At 64.1% G+C, this 24,987-nt stretch carries 24 protein-coding genes; 10 read left to right on the top strand and 14 right to left on the bottom strand.

The annotated features are described in order from the left end of the window. Window positions 1-28 precede the first annotated feature (28 nt). The 4 genes from AFIC_RS00800 (at window position 29) to AFIC_RS00785 (ending at window position 2,870) form a co-directional block, all read left to right on the top strand. Window positions 29-601: an NADPH-dependent FMN reductase gene (locus tag AFIC_RS00800; RefSeq protein ID WP_275247303.1), complete on the top strand. Its 573-nt coding sequence runs from the start codon at window positions 29-31 to the stop codon at window positions 599-601. Between the two features lie 9 nt (window positions 602-610). Then, window positions 611-1,318, top strand: a complete 708-nt coding sequence (gene pyrF / locus AFIC_RS00795; RefSeq protein WP_275247302.1) for an orotidine-5'-phosphate decarboxylase — start codon at window positions 611-613, stop codon at window positions 1,316-1,318. An 87-nt stretch (window positions 1,319-1,405) separates the two neighbouring features. Further along, window positions 1,406-2,218 carry a 4-hydroxy-tetrahydrodipicolinate reductase gene (gene dapB, locus AFIC_RS00790; RefSeq protein ID WP_275247301.1) on the top strand — a complete coding sequence of 271 codons (813 nt, stop codon included), beginning with the start codon at window positions 1,406-1,408 and terminating at the stop codon, window positions 2,216-2,218. A 28-nt stretch (window positions 2,219-2,246) separates the two neighbouring features. Further along, the gene (locus AFIC_RS00785) at window positions 2,247-2,870 is read left to right on the top strand and encodes a 2,3-bisphosphoglycerate-dependent phosphoglycerate mutase (RefSeq protein ID WP_275247300.1); all 624 of its coding nucleotides are present in this window, start codon (window positions 2,247-2,249) and stop codon (window positions 2,868-2,870) included. Here AFIC_RS00785 and AFIC_RS00780 read toward each other — a convergent pair. Continuing rightward, window positions 2,867-3,781 carry a bifunctional helix-turn-helix domain-containing protein/methylated-DNA--[protein]-cysteine S-methyltransferase gene (locus tag AFIC_RS00780; RefSeq protein ID WP_275247299.1) on the bottom strand — a complete coding sequence of 305 codons (915 nt, stop codon included), beginning with the start codon at window positions 3,779-3,781 and terminating at the stop codon, window positions 2,867-2,869. The genes AFIC_RS00785 and AFIC_RS00780 overlap by 4 nt on opposite strands. Window positions 3,782-3,852: 71 nt before the next feature. Then, window positions 3,853-4,371 carry a DUF2244 domain-containing protein gene (locus AFIC_RS00775; RefSeq protein ID WP_275247298.1) on the bottom strand — a complete coding sequence of 173 codons (519 nt, stop codon included), beginning with the start codon at window positions 4,369-4,371 and terminating at the stop codon, window positions 3,853-3,855. 23 nt (window positions 4,372-4,394) lie between these two features. Between AFIC_RS00775 and nth the strand changes: the two genes are divergently transcribed. Then, window positions 4,395-5,180: an endonuclease III gene (gene nth, locus AFIC_RS00770; protein ID WP_275247297.1), complete on the top strand. Its 786-nt coding sequence runs from the start codon at window positions 4,395-4,397 to the stop codon at window positions 5,178-5,180. Window positions 5,181-5,183: 3 nt separating this feature from the next. Here nth and AFIC_RS00765 read toward each other — a convergent pair whose 3' ends face one another. After that, window positions 5,184-5,942 carry a sulfate transporter family protein gene (locus tag AFIC_RS00765; protein ID WP_275247296.1) on the bottom strand — a complete coding sequence of 253 codons (759 nt, stop codon included), beginning with the start codon at window positions 5,940-5,942 and terminating at the stop codon, window positions 5,184-5,186. A 115-nt stretch (window positions 5,943-6,057) separates the two neighbouring features. Further along, entirely contained in the window at window positions 6,058-6,963 is a 906-nt protein-coding gene (locus tag AFIC_RS00760) for a YiiX/YebB-like N1pC/P60 family cysteine hydrolase (RefSeq protein WP_275247295.1), read from the bottom strand. Between the two features lie 197 nt (window positions 6,964-7,160). On the opposite strand from AFIC_RS00760, the gene AFIC_RS00755 reads away from it, so the two are divergent. Further along, window positions 7,161-8,609: a flavin monoamine oxidase family protein gene (locus tag AFIC_RS00755; protein WP_275247294.1), complete on the top strand. Its 1,449-nt coding sequence runs from the start codon at window positions 7,161-7,163 to the stop codon at window positions 8,607-8,609. Here AFIC_RS00755 and AFIC_RS00750 read toward each other — a convergent pair. From AFIC_RS00750 to AFIC_RS00730, 5 genes are read right to left on the bottom strand one after another with little or no spacing between them, the layout of a single operon-like run. Then, window positions 8,606-9,442, bottom strand: coding sequence for an alpha/beta fold hydrolase (locus tag AFIC_RS00750; protein WP_275247293.1), 837 nt, complete (start codon window positions 9,440-9,442; stop codon window positions 8,606-8,608). The two genes, AFIC_RS00755 and AFIC_RS00750, sit on opposite strands and share 4 nt — an antisense overlap. Window positions 9,443-9,456: 14 nt before the next feature. Next, the gene (locus AFIC_RS00745; RefSeq protein WP_275247292.1) at window positions 9,457-11,337 is read right to left on the bottom strand and encodes a dipeptide ABC transporter ATP-binding protein; all 1,881 of its coding nucleotides are present in this window, start codon (window positions 11,335-11,337) and stop codon (window positions 9,457-9,459) included. Next, window positions 11,338-12,264: an ABC transporter permease gene (locus AFIC_RS00740; RefSeq protein ID WP_338063159.1), complete on the bottom strand. Its 927-nt coding sequence runs from the start codon at window positions 12,262-12,264 to the stop codon at window positions 11,338-11,340. It abuts the gene before it with no gap. 7 nt (window positions 12,265-12,271) lie between these two features. Then, window positions 12,272-13,189, bottom strand: a complete 918-nt coding sequence (locus AFIC_RS00735) for an ABC transporter permease (protein ID WP_275247290.1) — start codon at window positions 13,187-13,189, stop codon at window positions 12,272-12,274. An 11-nt stretch (window positions 13,190-13,200) separates the two neighbouring features. Then, window positions 13,201-14,784, bottom strand: a complete 1,584-nt coding sequence (locus AFIC_RS00730) for an ABC transporter substrate-binding protein (protein ID WP_275247289.1) — start codon at window positions 14,782-14,784, stop codon at window positions 13,201-13,203. 145 nt (window positions 14,785-14,929) lie between these two features. Between AFIC_RS00730 and AFIC_RS00725 the strand changes: the two genes are divergently transcribed. From AFIC_RS00725 to AFIC_RS00715, 3 genes are all read left to right on the top strand, one after another. Then, complete coding sequence (locus tag AFIC_RS00725) at window positions 14,930-15,865, top strand: LysR family transcriptional regulator (protein ID WP_275247288.1); 936 nt, start codon at window positions 14,930-14,932, stop codon at window positions 15,863-15,865. A 244-nt stretch (window positions 15,866-16,109) separates the two neighbouring features. After that, window positions 16,110-18,542, top strand: a complete 2,433-nt coding sequence (locus AFIC_RS00720; RefSeq protein WP_275247287.1) for a porin — start codon at window positions 16,110-16,112, stop codon at window positions 18,540-18,542. A gap of 45 nt (window positions 18,543-18,587) precedes the next feature. Further along, complete coding sequence (locus AFIC_RS00715) at window positions 18,588-19,526, top strand: hydrolase (protein ID WP_275247286.1); 939 nt, start codon at window positions 18,588-18,590, stop codon at window positions 19,524-19,526. A 68-nt stretch (window positions 19,527-19,594) separates the two neighbouring features. Here AFIC_RS00715 and pheT read toward each other — a convergent pair whose 3' ends face one another. The 4 genes from pheT to rpmI form a co-directional block, all read right to left on the bottom strand. Next, on the bottom strand, window positions 19,595-22,015 hold the full coding sequence (gene pheT / locus AFIC_RS00710) for a phenylalanine--tRNA ligase subunit beta (protein WP_275247285.1): 2,421 nt from the start codon (window positions 22,013-22,015) through the stop codon (window positions 19,595-19,597). Beyond that, a complete protein-coding gene (gene pheS, locus AFIC_RS00705) occupies window positions 22,012-23,094 on the bottom strand; it encodes a phenylalanine--tRNA ligase subunit alpha (protein WP_275247284.1) in 1,083 nt (360 codons plus the stop codon). Before pheS ends, pheT begins: the two co-directional genes overlap by 4 nt. A gap of 159 nt (window positions 23,095-23,253) precedes the next feature. Beyond that, the gene (gene rplT / locus AFIC_RS00700) at window positions 23,254-23,613 is read right to left on the bottom strand and encodes a 50S ribosomal protein L20 (RefSeq protein ID WP_009338696.1); all 360 of its coding nucleotides are present in this window, start codon (window positions 23,611-23,613) and stop codon (window positions 23,254-23,256) included. Window positions 23,614-23,679: 66 nt separating this feature from the next. Then, window positions 23,680-23,880: a 50S ribosomal protein L35 gene (gene rpmI / locus AFIC_RS00695; protein WP_012561618.1), complete on the bottom strand. Its 201-nt coding sequence runs from the start codon at window positions 23,878-23,880 to the stop codon at window positions 23,680-23,682. Window positions 23,881-23,978: 98 nt separating this feature from the next. Here rpmI and AFIC_RS00690 point away from each other — a divergent pair, with 98 nt between their 5' ends. Then, window positions 23,979-24,308 carry a hypothetical protein gene (locus AFIC_RS00690; protein WP_275247283.1) on the top strand — a complete coding sequence of 110 codons (330 nt, stop codon included), beginning with the start codon at window positions 23,979-23,981 and terminating at the stop codon, window positions 24,306-24,308. 82 nt (window positions 24,309-24,390) lie between these two features. On the opposite strand, the gene infC is transcribed toward AFIC_RS00690, so the two are convergent. After that, window positions 24,391-24,930: a translation initiation factor IF-3 gene (gene infC / locus AFIC_RS00685; protein WP_275248770.1), complete on the bottom strand. Its 540-nt coding sequence runs from the start codon at window positions 24,928-24,930 to the stop codon at window positions 24,391-24,393. Window positions 24,931-24,987 lie beyond the last annotated feature (57 nt).

The following is a 24,987-nucleotide window of genomic DNA, read 5'->3' as shown; positions in this document are numbered from 1 at the left end:
CCCGGGAAAACGCTCTACTCCTGTCGCCATGGCAGCCGTCAAAATTCTCGTGATTCCGGGATCGGTTCGCGAAAGCGCGGCGGATGTGCGTCTCGCCGCCGCCATCGTCAAGGAGATCGCGCTTGCCGATCACGAGGCGACGCGAATTTCGCTCGCGGACTTTATGCTGCCATTGCATGATGATTCTCACGGCGGCGAGACGCCGCCTGCCGCGCTCGATCTCAAGCGCATGGTCGGCGCGCATCACGCCGTGATGCTGGTGACGCCGGAGCGCCATGCGCTGCCGCCGCCGCTGTTGCTCAACGCGATGAGCTGGCTTGCCTCGGTGCGTGAGCGCAGCGAGCCTGCGTTGCAGGTGGTTCGCGGCAGGCCGTTCGCCATCGCGTCCGTATCGGACCGCAATGACGGCATCTACGCCGCGCTGACGCTGCGCCAGATGTTGACCGCGGGTTTCAATGCGGATGTGATCGCGCCGCAATTGATCGTGGCGCGCGGGAATGACGCCTTCGACCGGATGGATCGTTTGCAGGACGAAAACGAATTCGCCGCGATGCAGAATCTGGTGCGGGCGTTGATCGACGCCGCGCAACGCATGATGTGAGGAGATGACGTGACCATAACACCGACCGATCCGCGCGACCGGATGATCGTGGCTCTCGACGTGCCGGGCGTGGCGGAGGCGGAGAAGCTCGTCGCCACCTTGGGCGACAGCGCGACGTTCTACAAGATCGGCTACCAGCTCGCTTATGCGGGCGGGCTGCCGATGGCGCACGATCTGATCCGCGCCGGAAAGAAGGTGTTCATCGACCTCAAATTGCACGACATCGGCAACACGGTGGCGAACGGTGTCGCGGGTATCGCAAAACTCGGCGCGGCATTCCTCACGGTGCACGCCTATCCGCAGACCATGAAGGCGGCGGTCGAGGCGAGCCGGGGCTCGGGTCTTCAGATCCTCGCGGTTACGGTGCTGACCTCCTACAACAACGATGACCTCAAGGAAGCGGGCTATACGCTGGGCGTGGCCGATATGGTGGCGCAACGCGCGCGGCAGGCGCGGGCGATCGGCATCGACGGCATCGTCTGCTCGGCCGAGGAGTCGGCCAATCTTCGCGCCATTCTGGGGCGCGACATCGCGCTGGTGACACCCGGCATCCGCCCCGCCGGAAGCGCGGTCGGCGACCAGAAGCGGGTGATGACGCCCGCCCGCGCCATCGCCGCCGGGTCGGATTACCTCGTGGTCGGCCGCCCGGTCGTTGCGGCCGCCGACCCGAAAGCGGCGGCGCAGGCCATCGTCGCGGAGATCGCTGCGGCGTCCTGAGCCGCTTCCCCGAAATATCTGCGCCGGATAGCGGATTGCCGCCGCAACCCGCCCCCGCTATACCCGAAAGACATGTGAGGCCGGGATATGTCGGATATGCGTTTGATCGTTGCGGGTGCGGGTGGCCGGATGGGCCGGACGCTGCTCCGTGCGCTGCACGAAACCGAGGGCGCGACGGTCGTCGGCGCGCTGGAAGCGCCGGATTCCGAACTGCTCGGCGAGGATTCCGGCGTGCTGGCAGGGCTCGCGCCGAACGGCATTCCGCTGTCGGCCGACCTGTGGACCCTGTCGAAAGACGCCGACGGTATTCTGGATTTTACCGTGCCCGCGGCGACCATCGCCAATGTCGCGATCGCGGCCGAGCGCGGCCTCGTGCACGTCATCGGGACCACCGGCCTGTCGGCTTCCGACAATGCGGTGATCAAGAGCGTCACTTCGCGCGCCATCGTGGTGCAGTCCGGCAATATGAGCCTCGGCGTCAATCTGCTTGCCGCGCTGGTGAAGCAGGTCGCGAAATCGCTCGACGACGATTTCGACATCGAGATTCTGGAAATGCATCACCGCGCCAAGATCGACGCGCCGTCCGGCACGGCCTATCTGCTCGGCCAGGCTGCGGCGGAAGGGCGCGGCATCGCGCTCGAAGGCAAATCGGTGCGCTCGCGCGATGGCTACACCGGCGCACGCAACCGTGGCGATATCGGTTTCGCGACGCTGCGCGGCGGCACCGTCACCGGCGAGCATAGCGTGATCTTCTCGGGCCCCTATGAGCGCATCGAACTCACCCATCGCGCCGAGGACCGCATGATCTTCGCGCGCGGTGCGATCAAGGCCGCGTGCTGGGCGCGCGGCCGCAAGCCCGGCCATTACTCGATGGCCGACGTGCTTGGCATCGGCGGCTAATCCAGTTATTGAGACAGAGTAAGAAACGATGAATGACCGCCTTCTCGTGCTCGTCCGTCACGGTCAGAGCGAGTGGAATCTGAAGAATCTTTTCACCGGCTGGAAGGACCCCGACATCACCGCGCAGGGCGTCGAGGAAGCCATGCGCGCGGGCAGGCTTCTCAAGGAGAAGGGCTTCGCCTTCGATGTCGCCTTCACCTCGGAACTGACGCGCGCCCAGCGCACGTTGTCGCTGATGCTCGACGAGCTTGGGCAGGCCGGCATTCCCGTGACGAAAAACATCGCGCTGAACGAGCGCGACTATGGCGATCTCTCCGGCCTCAACAAGGACGAGGCGCGCAAGAAATGGGGCGATGAGCAGGTGCATATCTGGCGCCGCTCCTACGATGTCGCGCCGCCGGGCGGCGAAAGCCTGAAGGATACGCTGGCGCGGACGCTGCCTTATTATGTGCAGGAGATTCTCCCCTGCGTGCTGCGCGGAGAGCGCACGCTGATTACCGCGCATGGCAATTCGCTGCGCGCGCTGATCATGGTGCTGGAAAAGCTCTCGCCGGAGGCAATCCTCAAGCGCGAGGTCGGCACCGGCGTTCCGATCATCTACCGGCTCAGGGCCGATGCGACGATGGAATCGAAAATGGATCTTGCTGGTTAATCGCAGCCGTTGGTGCGCGCGGTTTCCCAGCCCAGCATCGCGCGCTTGCGCGTCAGGCCCCAGTGATAACCGGTAATGGCGCCGCCCTTGCCGAGCACGCGATGGCACGGCACCACGAACGAAATCGGATTGCGCCCCACCGCGGAACCAACCGCGCGCGACGCCTTCGGCGCGTTGATGGTGCGCGCGACGTCGGAGTAGGTGGTGGCCTTGCCCATCGGGATGCGCAGCAGCGTCTCCCACACCCGGATCTCGAAGTCCGTTCCGATCAGCACCACGCGCAACGGCCGCTCCGCATGCCACTCCGATGATTCGAAGATGCGCTTTGCGAGCGCGGCGGTGCCCGCGTGATCCTCGATATAGGTGGCGAGTGTCCAGCGCTGCTGCATGTCGCGCAGCGCCGCGATTTCCTCGCCGGCGTCGGCGAAGGCCAGACCCGCCAGTCCGCGCTCGGTGGCGATGATGACGGCGGTCCCGAACGGAGAAGGATGGAAGCCGTAACGCAGCGTCAGCCCCGCCGCGCCTTTCTTCCATTCGCCCGGCGACATCGCTTCATGCGTCACGAACAGATCGTGCAGGCGGCTTGGGCCCGACAGCCCGGAATCATAGGCGACATCGAGGATGTTGCCGGAATCGCGCAACAGCCGCTTGGCGTTGTCGAGCGTCACCGCCTGCATGAAAGCCTTCGGCGTCAGCCCGGCCCAGCGGCGGAACAGATGGTGCAGCTCGTCCGGCGTCACGCTGACGGCTTCCGCCATCTCCTCGATGGTTGGCTGGCCGCGCCAATGCTCCGAGATGAAGGCGATGGCGCGATGCACGGTCTCGTAATCGCGCAACGCATCGCTTGCAGCCGGCGTCTGCGCGATCTGGGCACGCAGCGATTTTGCGGGGGCGGGCTCGAACGAGGTCATGGGGTTTTGTATCATCATCGGGCAAAGCTAGGCGCGCTATCGCCGCGCCTCCACCCGATTCCCGATAACGCTCAATTCAGCGGATTGTACACCGCGCCGCGCCGGGCATCCTGCAAGGCGAGGCGCAAGGCTTTGGCGAAGCTCGCTTTTTCGTCAGGCCCTAGAAATCTGCCGACCGCGACGCTGTGCCCGCGCGAACGCAGGTAAAGCCGCTGGATACCGAATTCCTCGTGTTCCTCCTGATCGAGCCGGACCCAGTGCGGATTGAAGGTCCATTCCATCACATCCCCGCGATGGCTGATACGGCGCAGCCGCAGTTCGTGCGGCGTCAGCACCAGATGTTCGGAGGCCCGCGCGTGGGCATAGTTCACGCGGAACGCCCAGTAGATCAGCAACACGTCGAGGCCGAAAAAGCCGAACACCGGCCATGCGCCCATGCGCAGGAAGGCGATGCCAGCAATGAAGCTGACGATGCTCAGAAACAGCATCAGCGCGAGAAAGCCGCTGCGCCCGAGCGAGCGATGCGGCGTCAGCTCCGCCGTGAAAATCGGCTGCTCGAAGGCGTCCTGAAAATCGTTGCCGTCTCTCATGGCCGTTCAGTATATCCATCTTCATGGCAAAAAAAACGGCGCGAGCCTCACAGATTCGTAAATCAGGGACAGGGACTGCAAAGTCCGTATCCCAGACCAAACCGAAACCTGCCGGTAAGGTTACGAAAAAACCCGCTCAAAAGCTCAAACGCTGGAGCGAAGCCGAGGTTCACACCGCCTTCGCGCGATTTCGCGCCGCCAATCCCGATCCCAGGGGCGAACTCGAACACCTCAACCATTTCACGCTGCTGGTCGCGGTGGTGCTGTCGGCGCAGGCGACCGATGCCGGTGTCAACAAGGCGACCCGAAATCTGTTTCCGGTCGCCGACACGCCGGAGAAGATGCTGGCGCTCGGCGAGGCGGGCCTGCGCGAACACATCAAGACCATCGGGCTGTACCGGGCGAAAGCCAAGAACGTCATCGCGCTGTCGGAGCAATTGATCGCGATGCATGGCGGGCAGGTGCCGCGCACGCGAGAGGAGCTTGAGGCGCTGCCCGGCGTCGGCCGCAAGACCGCGAACGTCGTGCTCAACATCGCATTCGGCGAGAAGACCATCGCGGTGGACACGCATCTGTTCCGCGTCGGCAACCGTACGTATCTCGCGCCGGGCAAGACGCCGCTGGAGGTGGAACTGGAATTGCTGCGCGTGGTGCCGGACGAATTCATGCGCCACGCCCATCACTGGCTGATCCTGCACGGGCGCTACACCTGCATCGCGCGCAAGCCGCGCTGCGAGGTCTGCATCATCAACGATCTGTGCCGCTGGCCGGAGAAGACCACGTTCATGGAAGCCGCAGAAAGCGTCTAGGTCCTATTCGGTGAAGGTTTGCAGTCGCGCCTTGCGTTCCGGCTCCAGCAATTCCGGGCGCGGCCCGGACAGCCGCTTGTGGATGTGAACCATGAAGGCCATGCCGAACAAGGGCGTCGCGAGGTTCACGATCGGGATCGACACGAACGCGGCGATGAACAGTCCCGCGATAAACACCTGCGTGCCGTGATGCTTGCGCATCGCCTTGGCCTCGGCGGGCGAGCGGAAACGCATCGCGGCCAATTCGAAATATTCGCGGCCGAGCAGCCATGCGGTGGCGAGGAAGAACACCACGAGGCCGATGCCCGCGAAGAACAAAAACGGCAGCGCCACCAGATAGACCAGCACCGTCAATCCGGCGGTCTTGCCGCCCTCGATCAGCGCGCGCACGATCGGCAGCGCCTTGCCCGGCATCTCGGCGGGATAGTCCTTGCGCTCGACATGATCGGCGACGTCATCGACGAACACGCTGGCGACCAGCGAGGTCACCGCCGGCATCAGGAACACCGCGCCGAACACCACGCCAAGACCTGCCGCAATCGACACGACCCACGACAGCGTTTCCAGCAGCCCGTGAAAACTTCCGCCCGCCATCTGCTCGGCCCAGGCTTCGCCCGTACCCGCGAGCCAGTTCAGCACGCGCTGAAGCGCAATCGCACCGACCACGATCAGGATCAGGGCCAGTCCGATGGACTTCCACAGGATCGCGCGCATCGGCTTTGAGAAAATCTCCGCGAGCGCGCGGACGGCGGCATCGAGCATGGCTGTCTCCTCTCCTCGCGGAACAAGATGGCGACGCGCATGCGCGAGGGCAAGCCTTCAGGCGGGCTTGCGGTATTCTGCACGATGGAATTCTTGCGAAGATGTGGAGGCGACGTTACTCGGCCGCCTCGGCGGGCACGGTCCCGTTCTCGTTCGCCGGGACCAGCGTGGCGAGATGGCCATCTACGGCAAGCCGTAGGGCGAGTGCGCCCTCGGTGCCCTCGAAGACTCCCTCTGGAAAGGGATCGTCTTCAGCCGCCACCTCCCGGGGCGGTTTTGGCGTGTCCGCCCAATGCAGCCTGGTGTAGTCGAAACCGTATTCGATGGTCGGCTTGATGATCTCGAAATAGGGCGAGATGTCGAAGTCGCGCGGCGTATAGAGCGAGGAATCGCGGATATAGAGAATCTCGCGCCGGGCCTGACGGCTGCCCGCGCGGGTGATGCGCGGCAGGATCGGATAGCGCACCGCGCCGAACGCCTGCGCGATCAGCGCCGAGCAGATGATCTTGGTCGGATCGCCGGAGCCGAGCGCCAGCATCCGCCGCCGCCAGCGCGCCGGAACCGGCAGCGGAAACAGATAGCGCAGCAGGTCGACGATGTTCTTGGTGTCGTAACCGAAACCGATGCGATTGATCGCGTAGCGGCACACCGTGTTGCGGTCCTCGAACGACAGCCCGATCGGGCGGCAGATCCGGGTGTGATGGGTGAAATATTTCGACAGCGGCGCGCTGATGACGCCTTCGCCGACATAGGCCTCGATCAGAACGTGCGGCTCGCCATCCGGCTCGGAGGCGCCTTCGATCGGCCCGACATACAGCGCCGAGTGCGACCAGGTCGATTGCGTGAGATACTTGATGATGCCTGCGATGCGATTGTTGCCCTCGATCAGCAACACGTCGCCTTCCTGAAGGAGATTGCGCAGGCGCTCCGGATCGCTCGACGTGAACGGCTCGTAGTCGGGCGCTTCCTTCATCAGGTAGCCCGCGAGCATCTTGCCGACGGTATCGAGCACGAAGCCCATTCTGGTCTCCCCCGGGCATGGTGTGCGCATGCCAGCCAGTTTCGGTCCTAAGTGTTGCGGAAAGCGATTGCAACTTCGTTGATGGCACAGGGCCCGGGGTTCACGCACAATTCACCATGACCGTTGCGAAAGCCGTGTCATTGCGGCAAGTTGCCGCCAGACTTCCCCGCGCGATTGAAGTTTCGGAAACCATGACAATGAAATTGACGCGCCGCGAGCTGATGGCCGCGGCGGCCTTGCTGGCGGTGACAGCGCCACGCCGTGCATTTGCCGCCGGTCTGCCGCGCGAGGTCGATGTCGCCATTATCGGCGCGGGAGCCGCCGGAATCGCCGCCGCGCGAAAGGTCGCGGCCGCGGGCCGTTCGGTTCTGGTGCTGGAAGCGGCATCCCGGCTCGGTGGTCGCTGCGTCACCGATGCAACGACCTTCGGTGTGCCGTTCGACCGTGGCGCGCGGTGGCTTTACGGCAGTTCCTCCAATCCGCTCGCCGGGCTCGCGCGCCTCGAACGCATCGAGGTCGCGCAGGCGGCGCGCGGGCAACGCATCCGTGTCGGTCGCCGGAATGCGCGCGCGGGCGAGACGGAAGATTTTCTGGCGCTGATGGTGCGCGTCAATCGCGCGATGAGCGACGCTGTGCGCGGCAAGGGGGACCTCGCGGTCGCGCAAGCGCTGCCGCAGGATCTGCGCGAATGGCGCGGCACCGTCGAATTTCAGTTCGGTCCGCTGGCCAATGGCGGTCAACTCGACCGCATATCGACCGCGGATACATTAAGTTTCGCGCCGCGCGATCCGGCGATGGTCTGCCGTCAGGGGCTCGGCACGTTCATGACGCACCTCGCGGGACAATTGCCGGTTGCGCTCCAGACGCCGGTGACGAGCGTGCGCTGGAACGGTCGCGATGCGGAACTCGGAACGCAATCCGGCACGCTCACCGCCCGCGCGGTGATCGTTACCGCGTCGGTGAATGTGCTCAACGCAGGCACGATCAAATTCACGCCCGATTTGCCGAAGCGGCAGGCGGACGCGCTGTCGCATCTGTCGCTCGGCAGTTGCGACCGCATCGCGCTCGATCTGCCCGGCAATCCGCTCGGGCTTGGCCGTGACGAGGTGTTCATCGAGCAGAGTAGCGGGCCGCGCACGGGGCTTTTGCTCGCCAACACCGGCGGCTCATCCTTGTGTCAGGTCGATGTCGGCGGCGCGTTCGGCCGCGAATTGTCGGCGCAGGGCGAGGCCGCGATGGTGGACTTCGCGCAAGGCTGGCTGCGCGATCTGTTCGGCGGCGATATCCAGAAAGCGGTGACGCGCTCCAGCGCGACGCGCTGGAACGCCGAACCTTATGTGATGGGCGCGATGTCGGTGGCGTCGCCCGGCGGGCAACCGGCACGGCGGATTCTCGCCGAGCCGCTGGGGCCCTTGTTCTTCGCCGGCGAGGCGCTGCACGAGCAGCTTGGCGGCACCGTCGGCGGTGCATGGATCTCGGGCGAGCGGGCGGCGGAGGCCGCATTGCGCAAGGTCACGAGCGGCAAGGCGGAGCGGCCCGCGGCCGCAAAGCCTGCGAAGAAGCGTTCATCGAGTCCGAGGCATCAGTCGGCGCCCGCGCATCCCGCGCCATCCGGCGGCATGCGCTGGCCGGGCTTTGGCCGCTAGGTCCGTTCAATTGATGTGAAGAACTCCCGCACCGCCTGATTGAAGACATCCGGCGCTTCCAGATAGGCGGCATGGCCGACGCCCGGCAGGCTGACGGCGCGCGCGGACGGCAGATAATCCATCATCGCTTCGGAGCGTTGCGGCTTCACCACGGGGTCGCGGTCGCCGGTGATGATCAGCACCGGCAGCTTGAGCGCGGGAAGGAACGGGCGGTTGTCGGTCCTCTCGACCATCTGTCCGCCGTTGAGCAGCCCCTCGCGGCGCATCTCCGAGGCGACACAGGCGACCTGATCGAACACGTCAGGCTGTGGCGAGGACGGCAGCATCTTTCCGGCGCGGACCTTGCCGTATTCCTCCGCTGGCATGTCCTCAAGCTCTTGCAGCCGCCGCGCATATTTGGCGGCGAGCGGCGCGCCTTCGGGTGCTGCGTTGCCCCAATGCGTGCCGGACAGCACGAGCGATGTCGCGCGATCGAGATGACGGGCGCAGAACCGCTCGGCGATCACCCCGCCCATCGAATGGCCGACGACATGCGCCCGTTCGACCTTGAGGTGATCGAGCAGATGCGCGGCCTGCGCCGCATAGGCGTCGGCATCGGGCGCGACCGGATCGGACAGGCCGTAGCCCGGCGCATCCCACGCGATGACCCGATAGGAATCCGAAAACCCTCGAAGCTGCGGCGCCCAGCTTCGGGAATTGCCGTTCATCCCGTGCAGCAGAAACAGCGCCGGCCCGCGCCCGGCCTCGCGATAGCTGACGGCGCCGCCCGGCGTCTGAACCGTCTTCCGCTCCGGAAGCGGCTGCTCGACAACGCCCATCGTGACCTGATTCATGTCATCCCTCAAAATTAACGCAACAAACCATTGTGATCCTGCAAGCCCGGCGCATGACCGGCGCGCGCCTTCAGGGCAGGCATATCGATTTTCAGAACGGAGCCGAGCAGCGTCCGCGTATAGGGATCGCGCGGCGTCGAAAGAACATCGTTCTTGCTGCCCGTTTCGACGATGCGGCCGCGATGCATCACCGCGATCCGCGTCGCCACGCAGTCCACGACCGCGAGATCGTGAGTGATGAGCAGATACGACAGCCCCAGCTCGTCGCGCAGGTCGAGCAGCAGATTGAGAATCTGCGCCTGCACGGAAACGTCGAGCGCCGAGGTCGGCTCGTCGCAGATCAGGAGTTTGGGCTTGAGGATGATCGCGCGCGCGATGGCGACGCGCTGGCGCTGGCCGCCGGAGAGTTGCGACGGATAATTGTTGAACAGGCGTTTCGGCAGGCCGACCAGCTCCATCGTCCGCTCAACGATTTTCTCACGTTCGGCGGGCGAATCCTGCCCGTGCAGTTCGAGCGGGCGGCCGATGCTCTGGCCGATGGTCTTGCGTGGATTGAGCGACGAATACGGGTCCTGAAACACCGGCTGAACGAGTTTCGCGCGCTCGAACGGCGGCACCGACTGCACCGGAGTGCCCGCGATCAGCACTTCACCTTTGTCGGGCGCTTGCAGGCCGAGCAGAATCCGCGCCAGCGTGCTCTTGCCGCTGCCCGATTCACCGACCAGCGCCACGATCTCGCCCTCGGCGATGTCGAGCGAAACGTCATCGACGGCGGTGAGCGTACGGCTCTTGGCAAGAAGTCCTGTCCGGATCGTGAAGGTGCAGCCGACATGGCGCGCGGAGAGCAGCGCGCCGGATGCCGCTTTCGATGCGATGGCGTGCGCGGATGGTGGAGTTGCGAGAGAGAGGCGGTGCGAGTCCGGCGTCATCACGCAGCGATAAAGATGAGTCTCGCCCAGAGATTGTTCCGGCGGACGCGAGGTGCGGCACTCGGCCTGCACATGGATGCAGCGTTGCGCGAACACGCAGCCCTTCGGCTCGGCGAACAATGCGGGCACGGTGCCGGGAATGCTCGGCAGCCGCGCGCCGCCATCACGGGCGGCCGGGATCGAGGCGAGCAGTCCTTGCGTGTAAGGATGTTGCGGCGCGCCGAGCACGTCCGCGACCGGCCCGGTCTCCACGAGTTCGCCCGCATACATCACCGCGATCTTGTCCATGCTCTGCGACACGACGCCGAGATCGTGGCTCACCAGAATGAGCGCCATGCCGAGTTCCTTGCGCAGCTCCATCAGAAGCTTGAGGATGCTCGCCTGCACGGTGACGTCGAGCGCGGTGGTCGGCTCGTCCGCGATCAACAGATCCGGCTCGTTCATCAGCATCATCGCGATCATCACGCGCTGGCGCAGGCCGCCGGACAATTCATGCGGGTACTGCTTGAGGCGGCCCGCCGCATCGGGAATGCCGATCCGCTCCAGCAGATAGACGGCTCGGTCGCGAATGTCCTTCGCGGTTTTCGCAAGGCTAGGCGCCGTCATTTCCATGATCTGCTGGCCGATGGTGTAGACCGGGTTCAGCGATGTCATCGGCTCCTGAAAAATCATCGCCATGCGCTTGCCGGCGAGCGAGCGGGAGAACTCCTGCCTGTCCATGGCGAGAAGGTCTTGCTCGCCGAGCCGCAGCACGTCTGCCTCGCGGATCGCATTGCGCGGCAACAGATTCATCAGCGCCAGCGAGGTCATCGACTTGCCCGAGCCGGATTCGCCGACGACGCCAAGCGCCTCGCCGCGCTCCAGCGTGAAGCTGATATCGCGCACGGCGTAGAGCTTGCGCTCGCCGACCGGCAGCGTGACGCAGAGATTACGGACTTCGAGAAGCGGACGATCCGGGGTCATCATCTATCTCCGGCTCTCGGCGCTCAACAGGTCACGCAGCCCGTCGCCGACGAGATTGGCCGCGAGCACCAGCAGGAAAATGAACATGCCGGGCAGGATCACAAGCCAGGGCCGCAGGAACACCGAAATCTTGCCCTCCGCGATCATCAGGCCCCACGAGGAGGTTGGCGGCTGGATGCCGACGCCGAGGAACGACAACGCCGCTTCCGCCAGCACCGCGACGCCGACTTCCAGCGAGAAGATCACGATGATTTCGCTGAACAGATTCGGCAGGATTTCCGTGACCATGATCTGCAACCGGCTGGAGCCGATCGCGCGGGCGGCGGTGATGTATTCGAGGTCGCGGATCTTCTGCGTCGCGGCGCGCGTCACCACCAGATAGTAGCTCCAGTGCAGGAAGCCGATCACGCAGATCACCACGCCGACCGACGGGCCGATCAGGAACACCAGCGCCATCGCCAGCAACAGGCCGGGCAGCGCAAGCTGGCAGGTCAGGATGAAGGAGACGATGCGGTCGATCACGCCGCCGAAGAAGCCCGCGCACATGCCGAGCGTCACGCCGATCACGCAGCCGATGCTGGCCGCGCCGAAGCCGATCAGCAGCGAGACGCGCGCGCCGAACAGCAGGCGGCTCAGATAATCGCGGCCGAGATGGTCGGTGCCGAGTAGGTGCGCGGCGCTGCCGCCATGAACCCAGACCGGCGGCATCAGCCGCTGCGCCAGATGCTGGTCGTAAGGGTTGTAGGGCGAAATCCACGGCGCGAACACGGCGACGATCATCAGGCTCGCGAGCACCGCAAGCCCGATCACGAGGCCGGGATGGCGCGGGATATTCCGCCACAGCGCTTTTCTCGCGGGCGCGGCATCGAGCAACTCGCTGCCCGGCTCCGCGCCGACTGCCGCCTTGAACTGAAGGTCCATCTCGGTCATCGCGGCCTCACGCCAGCCGGATGCGCGGATCGAGCCACGCATTGAGGAGATCCGCGAGCAGCGTCAGTCCGATGAATGTCATCGCGAACAGCACGACCAGCATCTGCACGGTCGGGATGTCGCCGCCGACGATGGATTGCAGCGCGAAGCGGCCGAGCCCGTTCATCGCGAACACAGTTTCGGTGACGACCGAGCCGCCGAGCTTGTAGCCGAGCTGCACGGAGAGCACGCTGACGACCGGCAGCAGCGCGTTGCGCATCACCTGCCGCGACAACAGCCGATAGCCGTAGAAGCCTTTCGCGCGCGCGGTGCGGATGTAGTCGGACGCCATCACGTCCATCACGCCGACGCGCGTCAGCCGCATCACCGCGGGCACGGAATGCGCGCCGAGCACGATGGCGGGCAGCACGTAATTCCAGGCATGGGCGTCGCCGGAGATCGGAAAAATCGGAAGCATCACGCCGAACAGGATGATGAGCACCAGCGCCAGCCAGAATGATGGCATCGCCTGCGCCGACACCGCGATGCCGAGCGAGAGGCGGTCGATCAGCGAATTCGGATAAAGGGCCGCGATGGTGCCGAGCGGGATCGCGACGATCAGCGTGACGAAGATCGCGGACAGCGCCAGCGTCAGCGTCACCGGCAGATGATGCAGGATCAGCGTGCCGACCGGCTGGTGCCAGTAATAGCTGGTGCCGAAATCGCCGTGGAAGACATGCAGCAGCCAGCTTCCATATTGCACGAGCAGCGGGCGATTGAGCCCCAACTGCTCGCGGATGTGCTCGATCACCTCGGGCTCCGCGCCTTCGCCCGCGATGGCGGAGGCGGGATCGGTCGCGACGCTCAACAGCAGGAACGCCGCGAACGAGACCGCGAGCGCCACGAGGATGGCGAGGACGACGCGCTTGGATGCGTAGCGAAGCATCGAATGGTCCCTTACGAGGCTTTGGCTGGTGAAGTTTTGGCTGGGCGCCAGTGCGCGCGGAACAGCCGTGGCAGTCCGTCCTTCGGCACCGGATAAGCGAGGTCCTTCGAGACGAGATAATTCTGCGAATAGGTGTAGAGCGGAATCCAGTAGGCCTGATCGGCGATCCGGCGCAGCGCCTCGCTGTAGAGCCGCTTGCGTTCATTCGGATCGATGGTTCTGGCGGCGGCTTCCATGTTGCGCGCCACGGCGGCATCGTTCGAGAAATTGCGGTCCGACTTCAGCGACCAGTGCGTCTCGGCGATGGTCGCGGTGTCGGCGGTGCTGCCGGATTCCCAGCTTGCGAAGAACGCCGGCACGCGGTGTTTCTTGCGCGCCTGATTGAGCGTCGTCAGCGTCACGAACCGCAGCTTCGCGCGGATGCCGACCTTGGCGAGATCGGCGGCGATCGCTTCCGCCACCTGACGCTCGCGATAGGCCCACAACTCGAACTCGAATCCGTCGGGATAACCGGCCTTGGTGAGCAGGCGGCGGGCTTCGGCGGGATCGTAGGGATATTTGCGCACATCCTGCTCGCAGCCGAATTGCAGCGGGTGGCAGGCGGAATCGATCACCTCGGCGTCGCCCTGCACCAGATATTTGACGATGTCCTGCCGGTTGATGGCGTGGATCATGGCGCGGCGCACGTCGAGTTTGGTCAGCGGATTGTCGGCGCCGGTGAGGCCCGCGGCATCGAGCGGAATGAAATTCACCCGCAGCGTCGGCCCGGTGAGATGAACCGCGTAGCCGGTCGCGCCGATATTGGCCGCGACATCGGCGGGCACGTTGTACATCCAGTCCACCGCGCCGCTGACAAGCTCGGCCTGCTGCGTGGAGAGATCCGGAATGGTGCGGAAGACCACGGTTTTGATCGCCGGGCGGCCCTTGGGACTTCCGGCGTAATAGCCGTCGAACCGCTCGAGCGTGACGCTCTTGCCGGGCTGGAAATCGGCCACTCTGTAGGGGCCGACACCGTTGAGCTTCAGGGATTCCGCGTTGGGGTCGGGTTTGCCGTCTGCGCCTTGATAAGCGCCGACTTTGCGCAACTGGACGCTGAAGGCCATGTCGCGGATCGCCAGCGGATAGGGGTGCTTTAAATGAAAGCGCACGGTCATCGGACCGGTACGCTCCACGCTGCCGAGCCAGTTCGCGATCAGGCGGCCGCGATTGGTGTTGGTCGCGGGATCGATCACCCAGTTGTAGGTGTAGACGACGTCGTCGGCGGTCAGCGGCGAGCCGTCGTGAAAGCGCACGCCGGGCCGGATCGTGACGTCGATGGTGGTGTCGTCGACCTGCACGTACGATTCCGCGACGAGCGGCACATAGGCCAGCGTGTCGGGGTCGACATAGAACAGCCCGTCATCCGTCAGTTCGGAGACGACGATGGTGTCGCGCGCGGTGGTGTAGAGATGATCGAGAGTCGGGATCTCGCCTTCGATGGCGACGACGAGCGTATCGTCCGCGCGGCCGGCATAAGCGGCCTGCACGCCGATGATCGTCAGGCACGCAGCGACAATCGCCGCGCGCAAGCGCTCCCTGGTTTTGCCTCTCCGCATGGTGTCCGCTCTTGTTGTCGGGCTTCCTCCATGTTAGCGGGCCGGATAAGAAACAAAATGTGAAATAACGAATGAACGGTTTCGTGTTTATGATGATTCGAATGCTTATCAAGTAATATCAATATCTTGATGGTGTTGAGGCGGCATGAATATCAAGTCGTTGAAGGCTTTCCGGCTGATTGTCGTGAACGGTTCGCTCGCGGCCGCCGCGCAATCCATGCATCTCAGCCAGCCCGCGGTCAGCCGTCTGGTCTCGCTTCTGGAGCATGAAGCCAAGCTGCAACTGTTTTATCGCACGCGGCGTCGCTTGACATTGACGCCGGAAGGCGAGGCTTTCTACCGGCAGGCCGAACATCTGCTCGCGGGGTTCGATGAAATTCCGCGCATCATTGAAGACATCAAGGCCAAGACCGGCGGCAATTTCCGTCTCGTCACCGCGCCGCGCATCGGTCAAGGACTCGTCTCGCCCGCGCTCGCCTTGATGCAGAAGGAAACGCCCGGCGTCCGCTGCATCGTCGATATCCAGTCGCGCTTCGATCTGGAAAACCGCATTGGCACGCGGCGCTATGATCTCGGCATCGTCTCGCTCCCCGTGTCGCATTCGCTGATCGAAATCGACAACAAGCCCCTGATGCGCGTGCGCGCCGAAGCGCTGCTGCCGGAAGACCATCCGCTCGCTGAAAAAGAACAGCTCACCGCTTCCGATCTCGCGCCCTACCCAATGCTCGGGCTGTGGCCGAACCAGATCTGGCGCCAGCAGGTCGATGATTTCTTCCGCTCCGGCGGCGCGGTGCCGAGCTACACGGTGGAGACACGCTCGTCGCTGATGGCGTGCCAGATGGTGCGCGACGGCGCGGGCATCGCGGTGCTGGATCGTGTCTGCGCGCAGGCGATCGATCTGAAAGGCCTCACGCTGCGGCCGATCGAGCCCGCGCGCTGGATTTCGTTCGGCTGCATCTATCAGCGCGGCGCGACGCTCTCGCCGCATGCGCTGCATTTTCTCGATTGCCTGAAGCGGATCGTCGCGCAATTGCGCGCGCGCGGTCCGGACTACGCCAATTCCATCGAGGCGCTCGATTGAGGCCCGGGTGGATGCCGATTTGTGACAGCCCGAGGCCGCCATTTACAGTTCGGCAATATTTATCGCTCCAATCAAATCATTGATATTATTATATATTATTGCAACTATTCCGCTTTTCGCAGCAAGTCTTGTCTTATTTCAAATTTTCTTTTGAAAACCCGTCACGGAAGATGACCCCAACAAAAGAACGCTTCGGGGGAAGCGGGTGCCGTTTTAACAGGCATCCAGGGCGGGGATGAGGGGCATGCGTACCAGGGCAAAGTTCGCCGGATTTCGCGCAAATTATCTGTGTGGCGTCGCCGCCGGCAGTCTGGTGGCCGTGCTCGGTCTGCTGAATTCGGTGAGTGCCGCGAACGCGGAAGATGGTGCGTTTCTGCCGCCGTCCTGGTTCACGCTTCCGACGCTGACATTCGACGCCGCGGCTCGCCCCGGAGTCGATGTCGCCTATAAAACCCCCAAATCGTTCTGGACCGAGAATCCGTCCACCAGGCTGCGGATCGAATATCTGATGCTTCAGCGCAAGGGGCCGGGAGGGACCGCGCTGACGGTGGCGAACGGCCCTTCGCGCTTCGTGCCGGTGTCCTCGTCCATCGTCGACAGCGGAAGCAAGACGACGCCCGGATTTAGAGCGACGATCGACGCCGAGCTTTTCGATGCGCCGGTCGAGTTCTCCGGGTTCTACACCGCGCCGTTCCGGAACGAGGTGACGTTGAGCGGACTCAGCACCGGCAGCGGCACCTCAGCGATCCGCACCAACACGACTTACGCCGATTCCAGCCTCAATCCCGGCGGTGCGCCGTTCAACTATACCAACTCGCAGACGATCAACAGTCTCTATCTCAACCACAGCAGCCAGTTGTTCGGCGCCGAGGCGAACGCGAAATCCGTGTTCGGCATTCCCGGCCTGATGCTTGGCGTGCGGTCGATCTATTTCGGCGACGAACTCAGCTCGGTCGCCACGAAATTCAATTCCACGACCGCCATCGACGCCGTCTCCGTGCAGAGCCGCAACTTCCTGCTCGGCCCGCAGATCGGGTTTGAGGGCATGTTCGATATCGGCGGCGGCATCAGGATCGGCGGCAGCGCCAAGGTCGGGCTTTTCGCCAACATGGTCGAGCGCGAACGCTCCTACATTTCGCGCAACCAGACACAGTCGCGCGCCTTGCAGAATTTCACCAATGACACCACGTTCGCGCAAGGCTACGAACTCAATCCGCGCATCGAAGTCCCGCTGATGCAGGGCGTGAAGCTCACTGCGGGCGGCACCTTCCTCTGGCTGAACAATGTCAGCACCGCGTTCCCGCAATATGCGACCGTGACGGATGTCAGTGACCGCAATGTGCGCGCCAAGGATCGTATTTTCTATTACGGTGTGCAGGCGGGCGTGAGCGTCGATCTCGATACGCTGGCGAAATTCTCGCCGCCGCCGATGAGCAGGCGCTATCTGGAAGCGAAGATGCTGGAGAGCCAGGGCGCGACGCCGCTGCCCTTCATGGTCTACGGTGAAATCAACCGCATGGCGCTGTCGTGGGACGACGGCGTTCAGAGCAGGACCCGTGCCGTCGACAATTATTCGGCTCCGTCCATCTTCGGTGCCCGTGTCGCCGCCGAGATCGCGCGCGGCTGGACCACCGGCGGTCACGCCGAGATGGGCTTTCTTCAGGCCCGCTCCATTGCCGTCAGCCAAGATCTGCCCGGCGGCGAAACCGGTTGGGCACCCGATCTGCGCTACCTCGACTGGTTCATCCGCAGCAATCGCTACGGCACGCTCACGGTCGGTCATACCTCGACCGCGACGGACGGAATTGTCCTAAATGATTTCAGCGGCACCAATGCCGCCGCTTCGGCGAATATCGCCATGATCGGCGGCGACCTGATGCTGCGCGCGGCCGATGCGCTCGATACCGGCTCGGGCAGCCTCATCACCCGCACCTCGATCGGCGATTTCGTCGGCGGTGCGACCATCGACACGCTTCGCCGCAACGTGGCGCATTACGAGACGCCGGTCATCAACGGCTTCCAGTTCGATGTCGCCGCGCGCGAGAAATTCTGGGACGCGGCGCTGAGCTATCGGGCCGATCTGCCGAACTGGCGCTTCCGCGCCGGCGTCGGCTATGTGCGCGATACCGAGGGAACGCGCGAAGATCTCGGCTTCAGGAAGGATCGCCGCGAGTGGAAAGGCAGCGCCAGCCTTCTTCACAACCCGACCGGCCTGTTCGTGACCACGGCTTTCGTCAATCGCCAGTTCCGCGGGTTTGACTCATCGAATCAGGCGGTGTTCGGCGAGAACATGGTCGATGTGCTCGGCAACGTCATTCCCGGCACCCATCGCCCCGACATGCGCTACGGCTATCTCAAGACGGGTCTGCGGCGGCAGTTCAATGCGCTCGGCGACACCAAGTTCTATGCGGAGACGGCGCTCGCCAAGAACGGCCTCACCGGCCTGCGCGAGGGCGGGCCCAAGGTCGTCACCGCGAGCCAGTTGAATATGGTCGGCGCGGGCGTGATGCAGGATATCGACGCCTACAACACGCAGGTCTATCTCGGCTATCGCCACTATTCCTTCAATATCGAGGGCCTGCGCGACAGCAGCAGCGCGCCGGGCGGATCGATTGCATCGCCGGCACCGATCAAGGACATCAATCTTGTGTTCTCCGGCATTCGGATCAAATTCTAATTGGACAATCTCCGGCAGCGGCACCGTTCGAGTCAGGGCAGAGACATGATCAAGACAAAGAAGTTGGTTTCCGTCTTCTGCGCCGCCGTGCTGGCGTCATGCATCGGCGGTATGGCGCAGGTGCGCAGCGCGAGCGCGCAGACAAACGATGCCTTCGCGCAGGAGAACAAGACCATTCCGGTCGGCGAGGGCGAGTTCAGGCTCATCGTCAAACGCGGGCCGGTGAATGTCTTCACCTATCGCCCGAAATCCTTCACGCCGAACAGCCCGATCTGGGTGGTGATCCACGGCCAGAAGCGCAACGTCGCCGAGCACAGCGCGTTCGATTATTACGATGTCTGGGCGCCGCTGGCGGAGAAGGCCGGTGCGCTGCTGCTGGTGCCGGAATTCGTCGAACAGTCGTGGCCGACCTCGTGGCAATTCCAGTTCGGCAACGTCATGACGAAATCGCTGAAGCCGGTGCCGTGGCAGGATTCAGGTTTCGCCGTGGTCGAGATGGCGTTCCAGCGCGCGGTCGCGATGACCGGCAGCCATCGCCAGCGCTTTTCGATTTTCGGGCATGGCGGCGGCGCGCAATGGGTGCAGCGTTACGTGCTTCATAGCGGCGGCCGCTATATCGAGCGCGCGGTGGCCGCGAATCCCGGCTGGTACATGCTGCCGGATGACGAGTTCACCTATCCCTATGGCATCAAGGGCACGTCGATCACCCCGGCGACGCTGCGCGGCGCGTTCGCCACCGACTTCGTGCTGCTGCTCGGGCAGGGCGACGTGCAGACCGGCGGCATCATCCGCAACAACAGGGAAACCAGCGTGCAGGGCGCGACCCGTTTTGCGCGCGGCCACTTCTACTTCAACCGTGCGGCTGCGGACGCCAGGCGCATCGGCGCGAAATTCGCCTGGCACCTCCGTGAAGTCCCCGGCGCGGGACACGAGGATGAGGACATGGCGCCCCCGGCCGCCGAAGCCCTGATGGAGCGGCGCTGAGCTTCAGGCGCTACTTTCCGTCACGCCCGGCCTTGATGATTGATAGCGTCTAACCGGCGCGAAAAGCCTTACTCCCGCAGCGTGCTGCCGGTTTTCTTCGCCACGTCCGCGACGATCTTCGCCGCCACCGCCTCGATGTCCTGATCGGTCAGGGTCTTCTCGCGCGGCTGCAAGGTCACCGCGATGGCGACCGACTTCTTGCCTTCGGGAATGCCCTTGCCGTCATAGACGTCGAACAGCGTCACCTCGGTGATGAGCTTCTTGTCGACGCCCTGCGCGGCGCGGATGATGTCGGCGGCCTTCACGGAACGATCCGCGAGGAAGGCGAAGTCGCGCGACACCGGCTGGAAGGCGGCCAGTTCGACCGGCGGCTTGGCGCGCGTCGCGCGCGCCTTCGGTTCGGGAAGGCGGTCGAGCAGCACTTCGAACGCGACCAGCGGGCCGTCGGCCTTCAGCGCATCGAGCGTGCGCGGATGGAGTTCGCCGAAATGGCCGAGCACGTTCTGCGGTCCGATCTGGATCGCCGCCGCGCGGCCCGGATGCAGCCATGCGGGCGCATTCTTCGCCTCATTCAAGGGGAGGATCTGCAACGCCTGCATCGGCGCGCCACAGGCGGCGAGCACGGCCAGCGCATCGGCCTTGGCGTCGAACGCATCGACCGTCCATGAGCCGGACCACGCGCGGCCAAAGCCCTTCGAGGACGCCATCGCGCGGCGCACGCCGGTCGCGGCGGTGAGCTGCTGTTCGGGCTGGTCGCCGAGAAACACCTGCCCGACTTCGAACAACGCGACGTCGCCAAAGCCGCGATCGGCATTGGCCTGCGCCGCCGCGATCAGGCCCGGCACCAGCGAGGGCCGCATGTCGGACAGATCCGAAGCAATCGGGTTGGCGAGCGCCAACTCAGGCTTGCCGCCGCCGAACAATTCGGCCTGCGCCTTTGAGAGGAACGACCACGTCACAGCCTCGACCATGCCGCGCGCCGCCAGCGCGCGTTTGGCGCGGCGGGTGCGCAATTGCAGCGCGGTCAGAACGGGCTTGCGCGGCGCATCGCCGCGGTCGAATGGCGTCAGCGGCACGCGATCGACGCCGATGATGCGGACGATTTCCTCCACGATGTCGGCCTTGCCGTGCACGTCCGCGCGCCATGACGGCACAGCGACCTTCACCACGGGCCCGGCACCTGCGACCATGAAGCCGAGATGGGTCAGGTGGCGCTTGATATCGGTGAGCGGCACGTCGATCCCGGCGAGGCGTTTCACCTCGTCGATCGGGAATTCGATCATGCGGTCGTCGCCGTAAGGCTTGCCGGTGAGGGCGATCTCGGACGGCTCGCCGCCGCAGATATCGAGCACGAGCTTTGTGGCAAGCTCCAACCCCGGCACCATGAAGGCCGGATCGACACCGCGCTCGAAACGATAGCGCGCGTCGGAATTGATGCCGAGCTTGCGGCCGGTCTGGGCGATGTTGATCTCGTTCCACAACGCCGATTCGATCAGCACGTCGGTCGTATTCTCGTCGCAGCCGGTCGCCTCGCCACCCATGATGCCCGCGAGCGATTGCACGCCGGTGTCATCCGCGATCACGCACATGGTGTCGTCGAGCGCGTAGGTCTTGCCGTCGAGCGCAACAAGGCTCTCGCCTGCCTTGGCGCGGCGCACGACGAGATTGCCCTTCACCTTGGCGGCGTCGAACACATGCAATGGGCGGTCACGGTCGAAGGTCATGAAGTTGGTGATGTCGACCAGCGCGTTGATCGGGCGCAGTCCGATGGACGTCAGGCGGCGTTGCAGCCAGTCCGGCGACGGGCCGTTCTTGACGCCGCGCACAAGGCGCAACGCGAAGCCGGGGCATAGCGTTGCGTCTTCGACCGTCACCGCCGCGGGTGCGGCGAACGCGCCCTTGATCGGCTTCGGTGCATCATTGTGAAACTTGCCCATGTCGGCCGCGCCGAGATCGCGCGCGATACCGTGCACGCCGGTCGCGTCCGCGCGGTTCGGCGTGAGGTTGATCTCGATTACCGCATCGCCGAGCCTGGCCCATTCCGCGTAAGCCTTGCCGACCGGTGCATCGTTTGGCAGTTCGATGATGCCGTCATGATCTTCCGACAGTTCAAGCTCGGCCGCCGAGCACAGCATGCCGTGGCTTTCGACGCCGCGAATGTTGCCGACGCTGAGGGTGATGTCCTTGCCCGGAATGTAGGTGCCGGGCGGCGCGAACACGCTCACCAGCCCCGCGCGCGCGTTCGGCGCGCCGCACACGACCTGAATAGGCTTCCCGTTGCCGGTGTTGACCATGCACACGCGCAGACGGTCGGCATTGGGATGCTGTTCGGCGGTGATGATCTTGGCGATGACGTAAGGCGCCAGCGCCTTCGCCTTGTCCTCGAGATGTTCGACCTCGAGGCCGATCATCGTCAGCGTCTCGGCGATCTTCTCGACCGGTTCATCGGTGTCGAGATGTTCCTTCAGCCAGGAGAGGGTGAACTTCATGACGACAGCCCTCCGGCCAGCGTGGGCACGTCGAGCGGCTTGAAGCCGTAATGGTTGAGCCAGCGCACGTCGCCCTCGAACATCTGACGCAGATCGCTGATGCCGTATTTCAGCATCGCGATGCGGTCGATGCCCATGCCCCAGGCGAAGCCCTGATAGACATCGGGATCGATGCCGCAATTACGCAGCACGTTCGGATGCACCATGCCGCAGCCGAGAATTTCCAGCCAATCCTCGCCCTCGCCGAAACGAATGTCGTTCTTGCCGCGCCGGCACTGGATATCGACTTCCATCGACGGTTCGGTGAAGGGGAAGAAGGAGGGGCGGAAGCGCATGTTGACGTTATCGACCTCGAAGAACGCCTTGCAGAATTCCGCAAGGATCCATTTCAGGTGCCCAAGGTGCGAGCCCTTGTCGATCACGAGGCCCTCGACCTGATGAAACATCGGCGTGTGGGTCTGGTCAGAATCGCAGCGATAGGTGCGGCCGGGGCAGATCACGCGGATCGGCGGTTTCTGCGAGAGCATCGTGCGCACCTGCACCGGCGAGGTGTGCGTGCGCAACAGCGGCCGCGAGCCGTCTTCCTTGGCGTTGAAGAAGAAGGTGTCGTGCATCTCCCGCGCCGGATGGCCTTCGGGGAAGTTCAGCCGGGTGAAGTTGTAATCGTCGGTCTCGATGTCCGGCCCTTCGGCGATCGAGAAACCCATGTCGGCGAAGATCGCGGTGAGTTCGTCCATCACCTGCGAGATGGGATGGATGCGGCCCTGTTCGGCGGGCGTCTCACGCACCGGCAGCGTGACGTCGATGGTCTCGGAGGCAAGCCGCGCATCGAGCGCCGCGTTTTTCAGAACGTCGCGCCGCGCGGTAAGCGCCGCCGTCACCTTGTCCTTGGCGGCGTTGATCGCGGCACCCTCGGTCTTGCGCTGCTCCGGCGTCATCTTGCCGAGCGTGGACAAGAGCGCGGAGATCGAGCCTTTCTTGCCGAGCGCGGCGACGCGCACGGCTTCAAGAGCGGCTTCGTCGGAAGCGGCTGCGATCTGGTTCAGGATTTCGGATTCGAGTGCGGCGAGATCGGACATGCGTAGCCCCAGCAGAACGGTTCATTTGAAACCGCCCGGCGGGGTACAATCGGCCCAGCCGAACGAAGCGGGACGCCTCAGGGCATCCCGGTCATCCCGGCCTCGTGCAAGAGGGGCAAGCCTTCAGGCTGACCTTGGCCGCGCACGGCCGAGGCTGCCTTAAGCCGCGAGAGCGGCCTTGGCCTTTTCGGCAATCGCCTGGAACGCCGCCGGCTCGTGGATGGCGAGATCCGACAGCACCTTGCGATCGACAACGACGCCCGACTTGGCGAGGCCGTTGATAAATCGGCTGTAGGTCAGGCCGAACGGACGAACCGCCGCGTTGATGCGCTGGATCCAGAGCGCGCGGAAATTGCGCTTCTTCAGCTTGCGGCCGACGAAGGCGTACTGGCCGGCCTTGTCGACGGCGGCCTTTGCGGCGCGGATGGTGTTCTTGCGGCGGCCACGAAAACCTTCGGCGGCCTTGTAGACTTTCTTGTGCTTGGCGTGAGCCGTCACACCGCGTTTGACGCGTGCCATGACTGATCTCCTAAATCTGAAAATGTGAGTGGTGACAGACCGCCGCGCGGACGCGGCGCAAGTGGATCAGGCGTTCGGCAGGAAGTACTGCTTGATGTTGTCGCCGTCGGTCTTGAACAGGGTGCGCGTGCCGCGCAACTGGCGGATCTGTTTCTTGGTCCGCTTGATCATGCCGTGGCGCTTGCCCGCATGGGCGGACACCACCTTGCCTGTTCCGGTCACTTTGAAGCGCTTTTTGGCGCCCGACTTGGTCTTCAGCTTGGGCATTTGGCTCTCCTTAAAAGCCGCTTCCCGCGCGCCGAAACGGCTCGCCGGGGCGGCTAAATGCTCGCTAGAGCGTTGAATTGCTTGGGGTATTTGCCCGTATGGCAAAGCCAGCAAAAAACATCGCCACGGCAGCCCTTGATCAGCCGGGCGATGAGATGGGGCTTATGGCAGAGGAAGGCCCGGTTTGCAACGTTAAACGGCGTCTGCCGCCATCCTGCCATGAGGCCCGCGCATGTTATGCCGCATTGGAGAATCGCCCCGAAACCCCATATTTCGGTGACACCGAGACGGAAGGATTTGAAATGCCGAAGACAAAGAGCCGTGCCAGGGCCAGGGCTGCCGCAATTCAAGCCGATACCACCCGTCTGGCCGTATGGCTCGGCGCTGGCGCGCTGGTGATCGGGGCGCTGATCGCGCGGGGCTTCTGAGCGAGCCGTTTTGAGTTTCCGAGACTGAAAAAGGCGCCCCGATGGGCGCCTTTTTGTGTCTCGTCGGCTTGAAGTCCGGTGCTCAGCGTGGCGCGAGCACCATCACGACCTGACGGCCCTCGAACTTCGCGTCCTGCTCCACCTTGGCGATATCGGCGACGGCGGCCTTCACCTTGTCGAGCAGCTTGGTGCCGATCTCCTGGTGAGCCATTTCACGGCCGCGATAACGCAGCGTGATCTTGACCTTGTCGCCTTCCTCGAAGAAGCGAAGCATCGCGCGCATTTTCACGTCGTAATCGTGGTCGTCGATCATCGGGCGGAGCTTGATCTCCTTGATCTCGACGATCTTCTGCTTCTTGCGCGCTTCGGCCGCTTTCTTCTGGGCCTGAAACTTGTACTTCCCGTAGTCCATAATCTTGCAGACCGGCGGGCTGTTGTTCGGCGAAATCTCCACGAGATCCATGCCGGCTTCCATCGCCATCTTCACGGCGGCCGAAGTTTCGGTGACGCCGACATTGACGCCGTGCTGGTCGATCAACTGGACTTCGAGATTGCGGATCTCATCATTGGTGCGGGGCCCGTCTTTGGCGACTGTGGGCGGGGCTCTGTTGGGACGGCGAATGGGAAGGTCTCCACGATTGTTGAAAGAAGCGGTGATTTTGAAGGAATTCCCGGGCGT

It is taken from the genome of [Pseudomonas] carboxydohydrogena, from assembly GCF_029030725.1.
GTDB lineage: Bacteria > Pseudomonadota > Alphaproteobacteria > Rhizobiales > Xanthobacteraceae > Afipia > Afipia carboxydohydrogena.
Note: the sequence above shows the minus strand (reverse complement) of the source record. Positions and strands in the feature narration are given on the sequence as shown.

Bases quoted from the DNA above. Each gene is read 5' to 3' on its own strand.
- AFIC_RS00800 (WP_275247303.1), top strand. From the start codon at position 29: ATGGCAGCCGTCAAAATTCTCGTGATTCCGGGATCGGTTCGCGAAAGC.
- dapB (WP_275247301.1), top strand. From the start codon at position 1,406: ATGTCGGATATGCGTTTGATCGTTGCGGGTGCGGGTGGCCGGATGGGC.
- AFIC_RS00785 (WP_275247300.1), top strand. From the start codon at position 2,247: ATGAATGACCGCCTTCTCGTGCTCGTCCGTCACGGTCAGAGCGAGTGG.
- AFIC_RS00780 (WP_275247299.1), bottom strand. From the start codon at position 3,781: ATGACCTCGTTCGAGCCCGCCCCCGCAAAATCGCTGCGTGCCCAGATC.
- AFIC_RS00775 (WP_275247298.1), bottom strand. From the start codon at position 4,371: ATGAGAGACGGCAACGATTTTCAGGACGCCTTCGAGCAGCCGATTTTC.
- nth (WP_275247297.1), top strand. From the start codon at position 4,395: ATGGCAAAAAAAACGGCGCGAGCCTCACAGATTCGTAAATCAGGGACA.
- AFIC_RS00765 (WP_275247296.1), bottom strand. From the start codon at position 5,942: ATGCTCGATGCCGCCGTCCGCGCGCTCGCGGAGATTTTCTCAAAGCCG.
- AFIC_RS00760 (WP_275247295.1), bottom strand. From the start codon at position 6,963: ATGGGCTTCGTGCTCGATACCGTCGGCAAGATGCTCGCGGGCTACCTG.
- AFIC_RS00755 (WP_275247294.1), top strand. From the start codon at position 7,161: ATGAAATTGACGCGCCGCGAGCTGATGGCCGCGGCGGCCTTGCTGGCG.
- AFIC_RS00750 (WP_275247293.1), bottom strand. From the start codon at position 9,442: ATGAATCAGGTCACGATGGGCGTTGTCGAGCAGCCGCTTCCGGAGCGG.
- AFIC_RS00745 (WP_275247292.1), bottom strand. From the start codon at position 11,337: ATGATGACCCCGGATCGTCCGCTTCTCGAAGTCCGTAATCTCTGCGTC.
- AFIC_RS00740 (WP_338063159.1), bottom strand. From the start codon at position 12,264: ATGACCGAGATGGACCTTCAGTTCAAGGCGGCAGTCGGCGCGGAGCCG.
- AFIC_RS00735 (WP_275247290.1), bottom strand. From the start codon at position 13,189: ATGCTTCGCTACGCATCCAAGCGCGTCGTCCTCGCCATCCTCGTGGCG.
- AFIC_RS00730 (WP_275247289.1), bottom strand. From the start codon at position 14,784: ATGCGGAGAGGCAAAACCAGGGAGCGCTTGCGCGCGGCGATTGTCGCT.
- AFIC_RS00725 (WP_275247288.1), top strand. From the start codon at position 14,930: ATGAATATCAAGTCGTTGAAGGCTTTCCGGCTGATTGTCGTGAACGGT.
- AFIC_RS00720 (WP_275247287.1), top strand. From the start codon at position 16,110: ATGCGTACCAGGGCAAAGTTCGCCGGATTTCGCGCAAATTATCTGTGT.
- AFIC_RS00715 (WP_275247286.1), top strand. From the start codon at position 18,588: ATGATCAAGACAAAGAAGTTGGTTTCCGTCTTCTGCGCCGCCGTGCTG.
- pheT (WP_275247285.1), bottom strand. From the start codon at position 22,015: ATGAAGTTCACCCTCTCCTGGCTGAAGGAACATCTCGACACCGATGAA.
- pheS (WP_275247284.1), bottom strand. From the start codon at position 23,094: ATGTCCGATCTCGCCGCACTCGAATCCGAAATCCTGAACCAGATCGCA.
- rplT (WP_009338696.1), bottom strand. From the start codon at position 23,613: ATGGCACGCGTCAAACGCGGTGTGACGGCTCACGCCAAGCACAAGAAA.
- rpmI (WP_012561618.1), bottom strand. From the start codon at position 23,880: ATGCCCAAGCTGAAGACCAAGTCGGGCGCCAAAAAGCGCTTCAAAGTG.
- AFIC_RS00690 (WP_275247283.1), top strand. From the start codon at position 23,979: ATGGCAAAGCCAGCAAAAAACATCGCCACGGCAGCCCTTGATCAGCCG.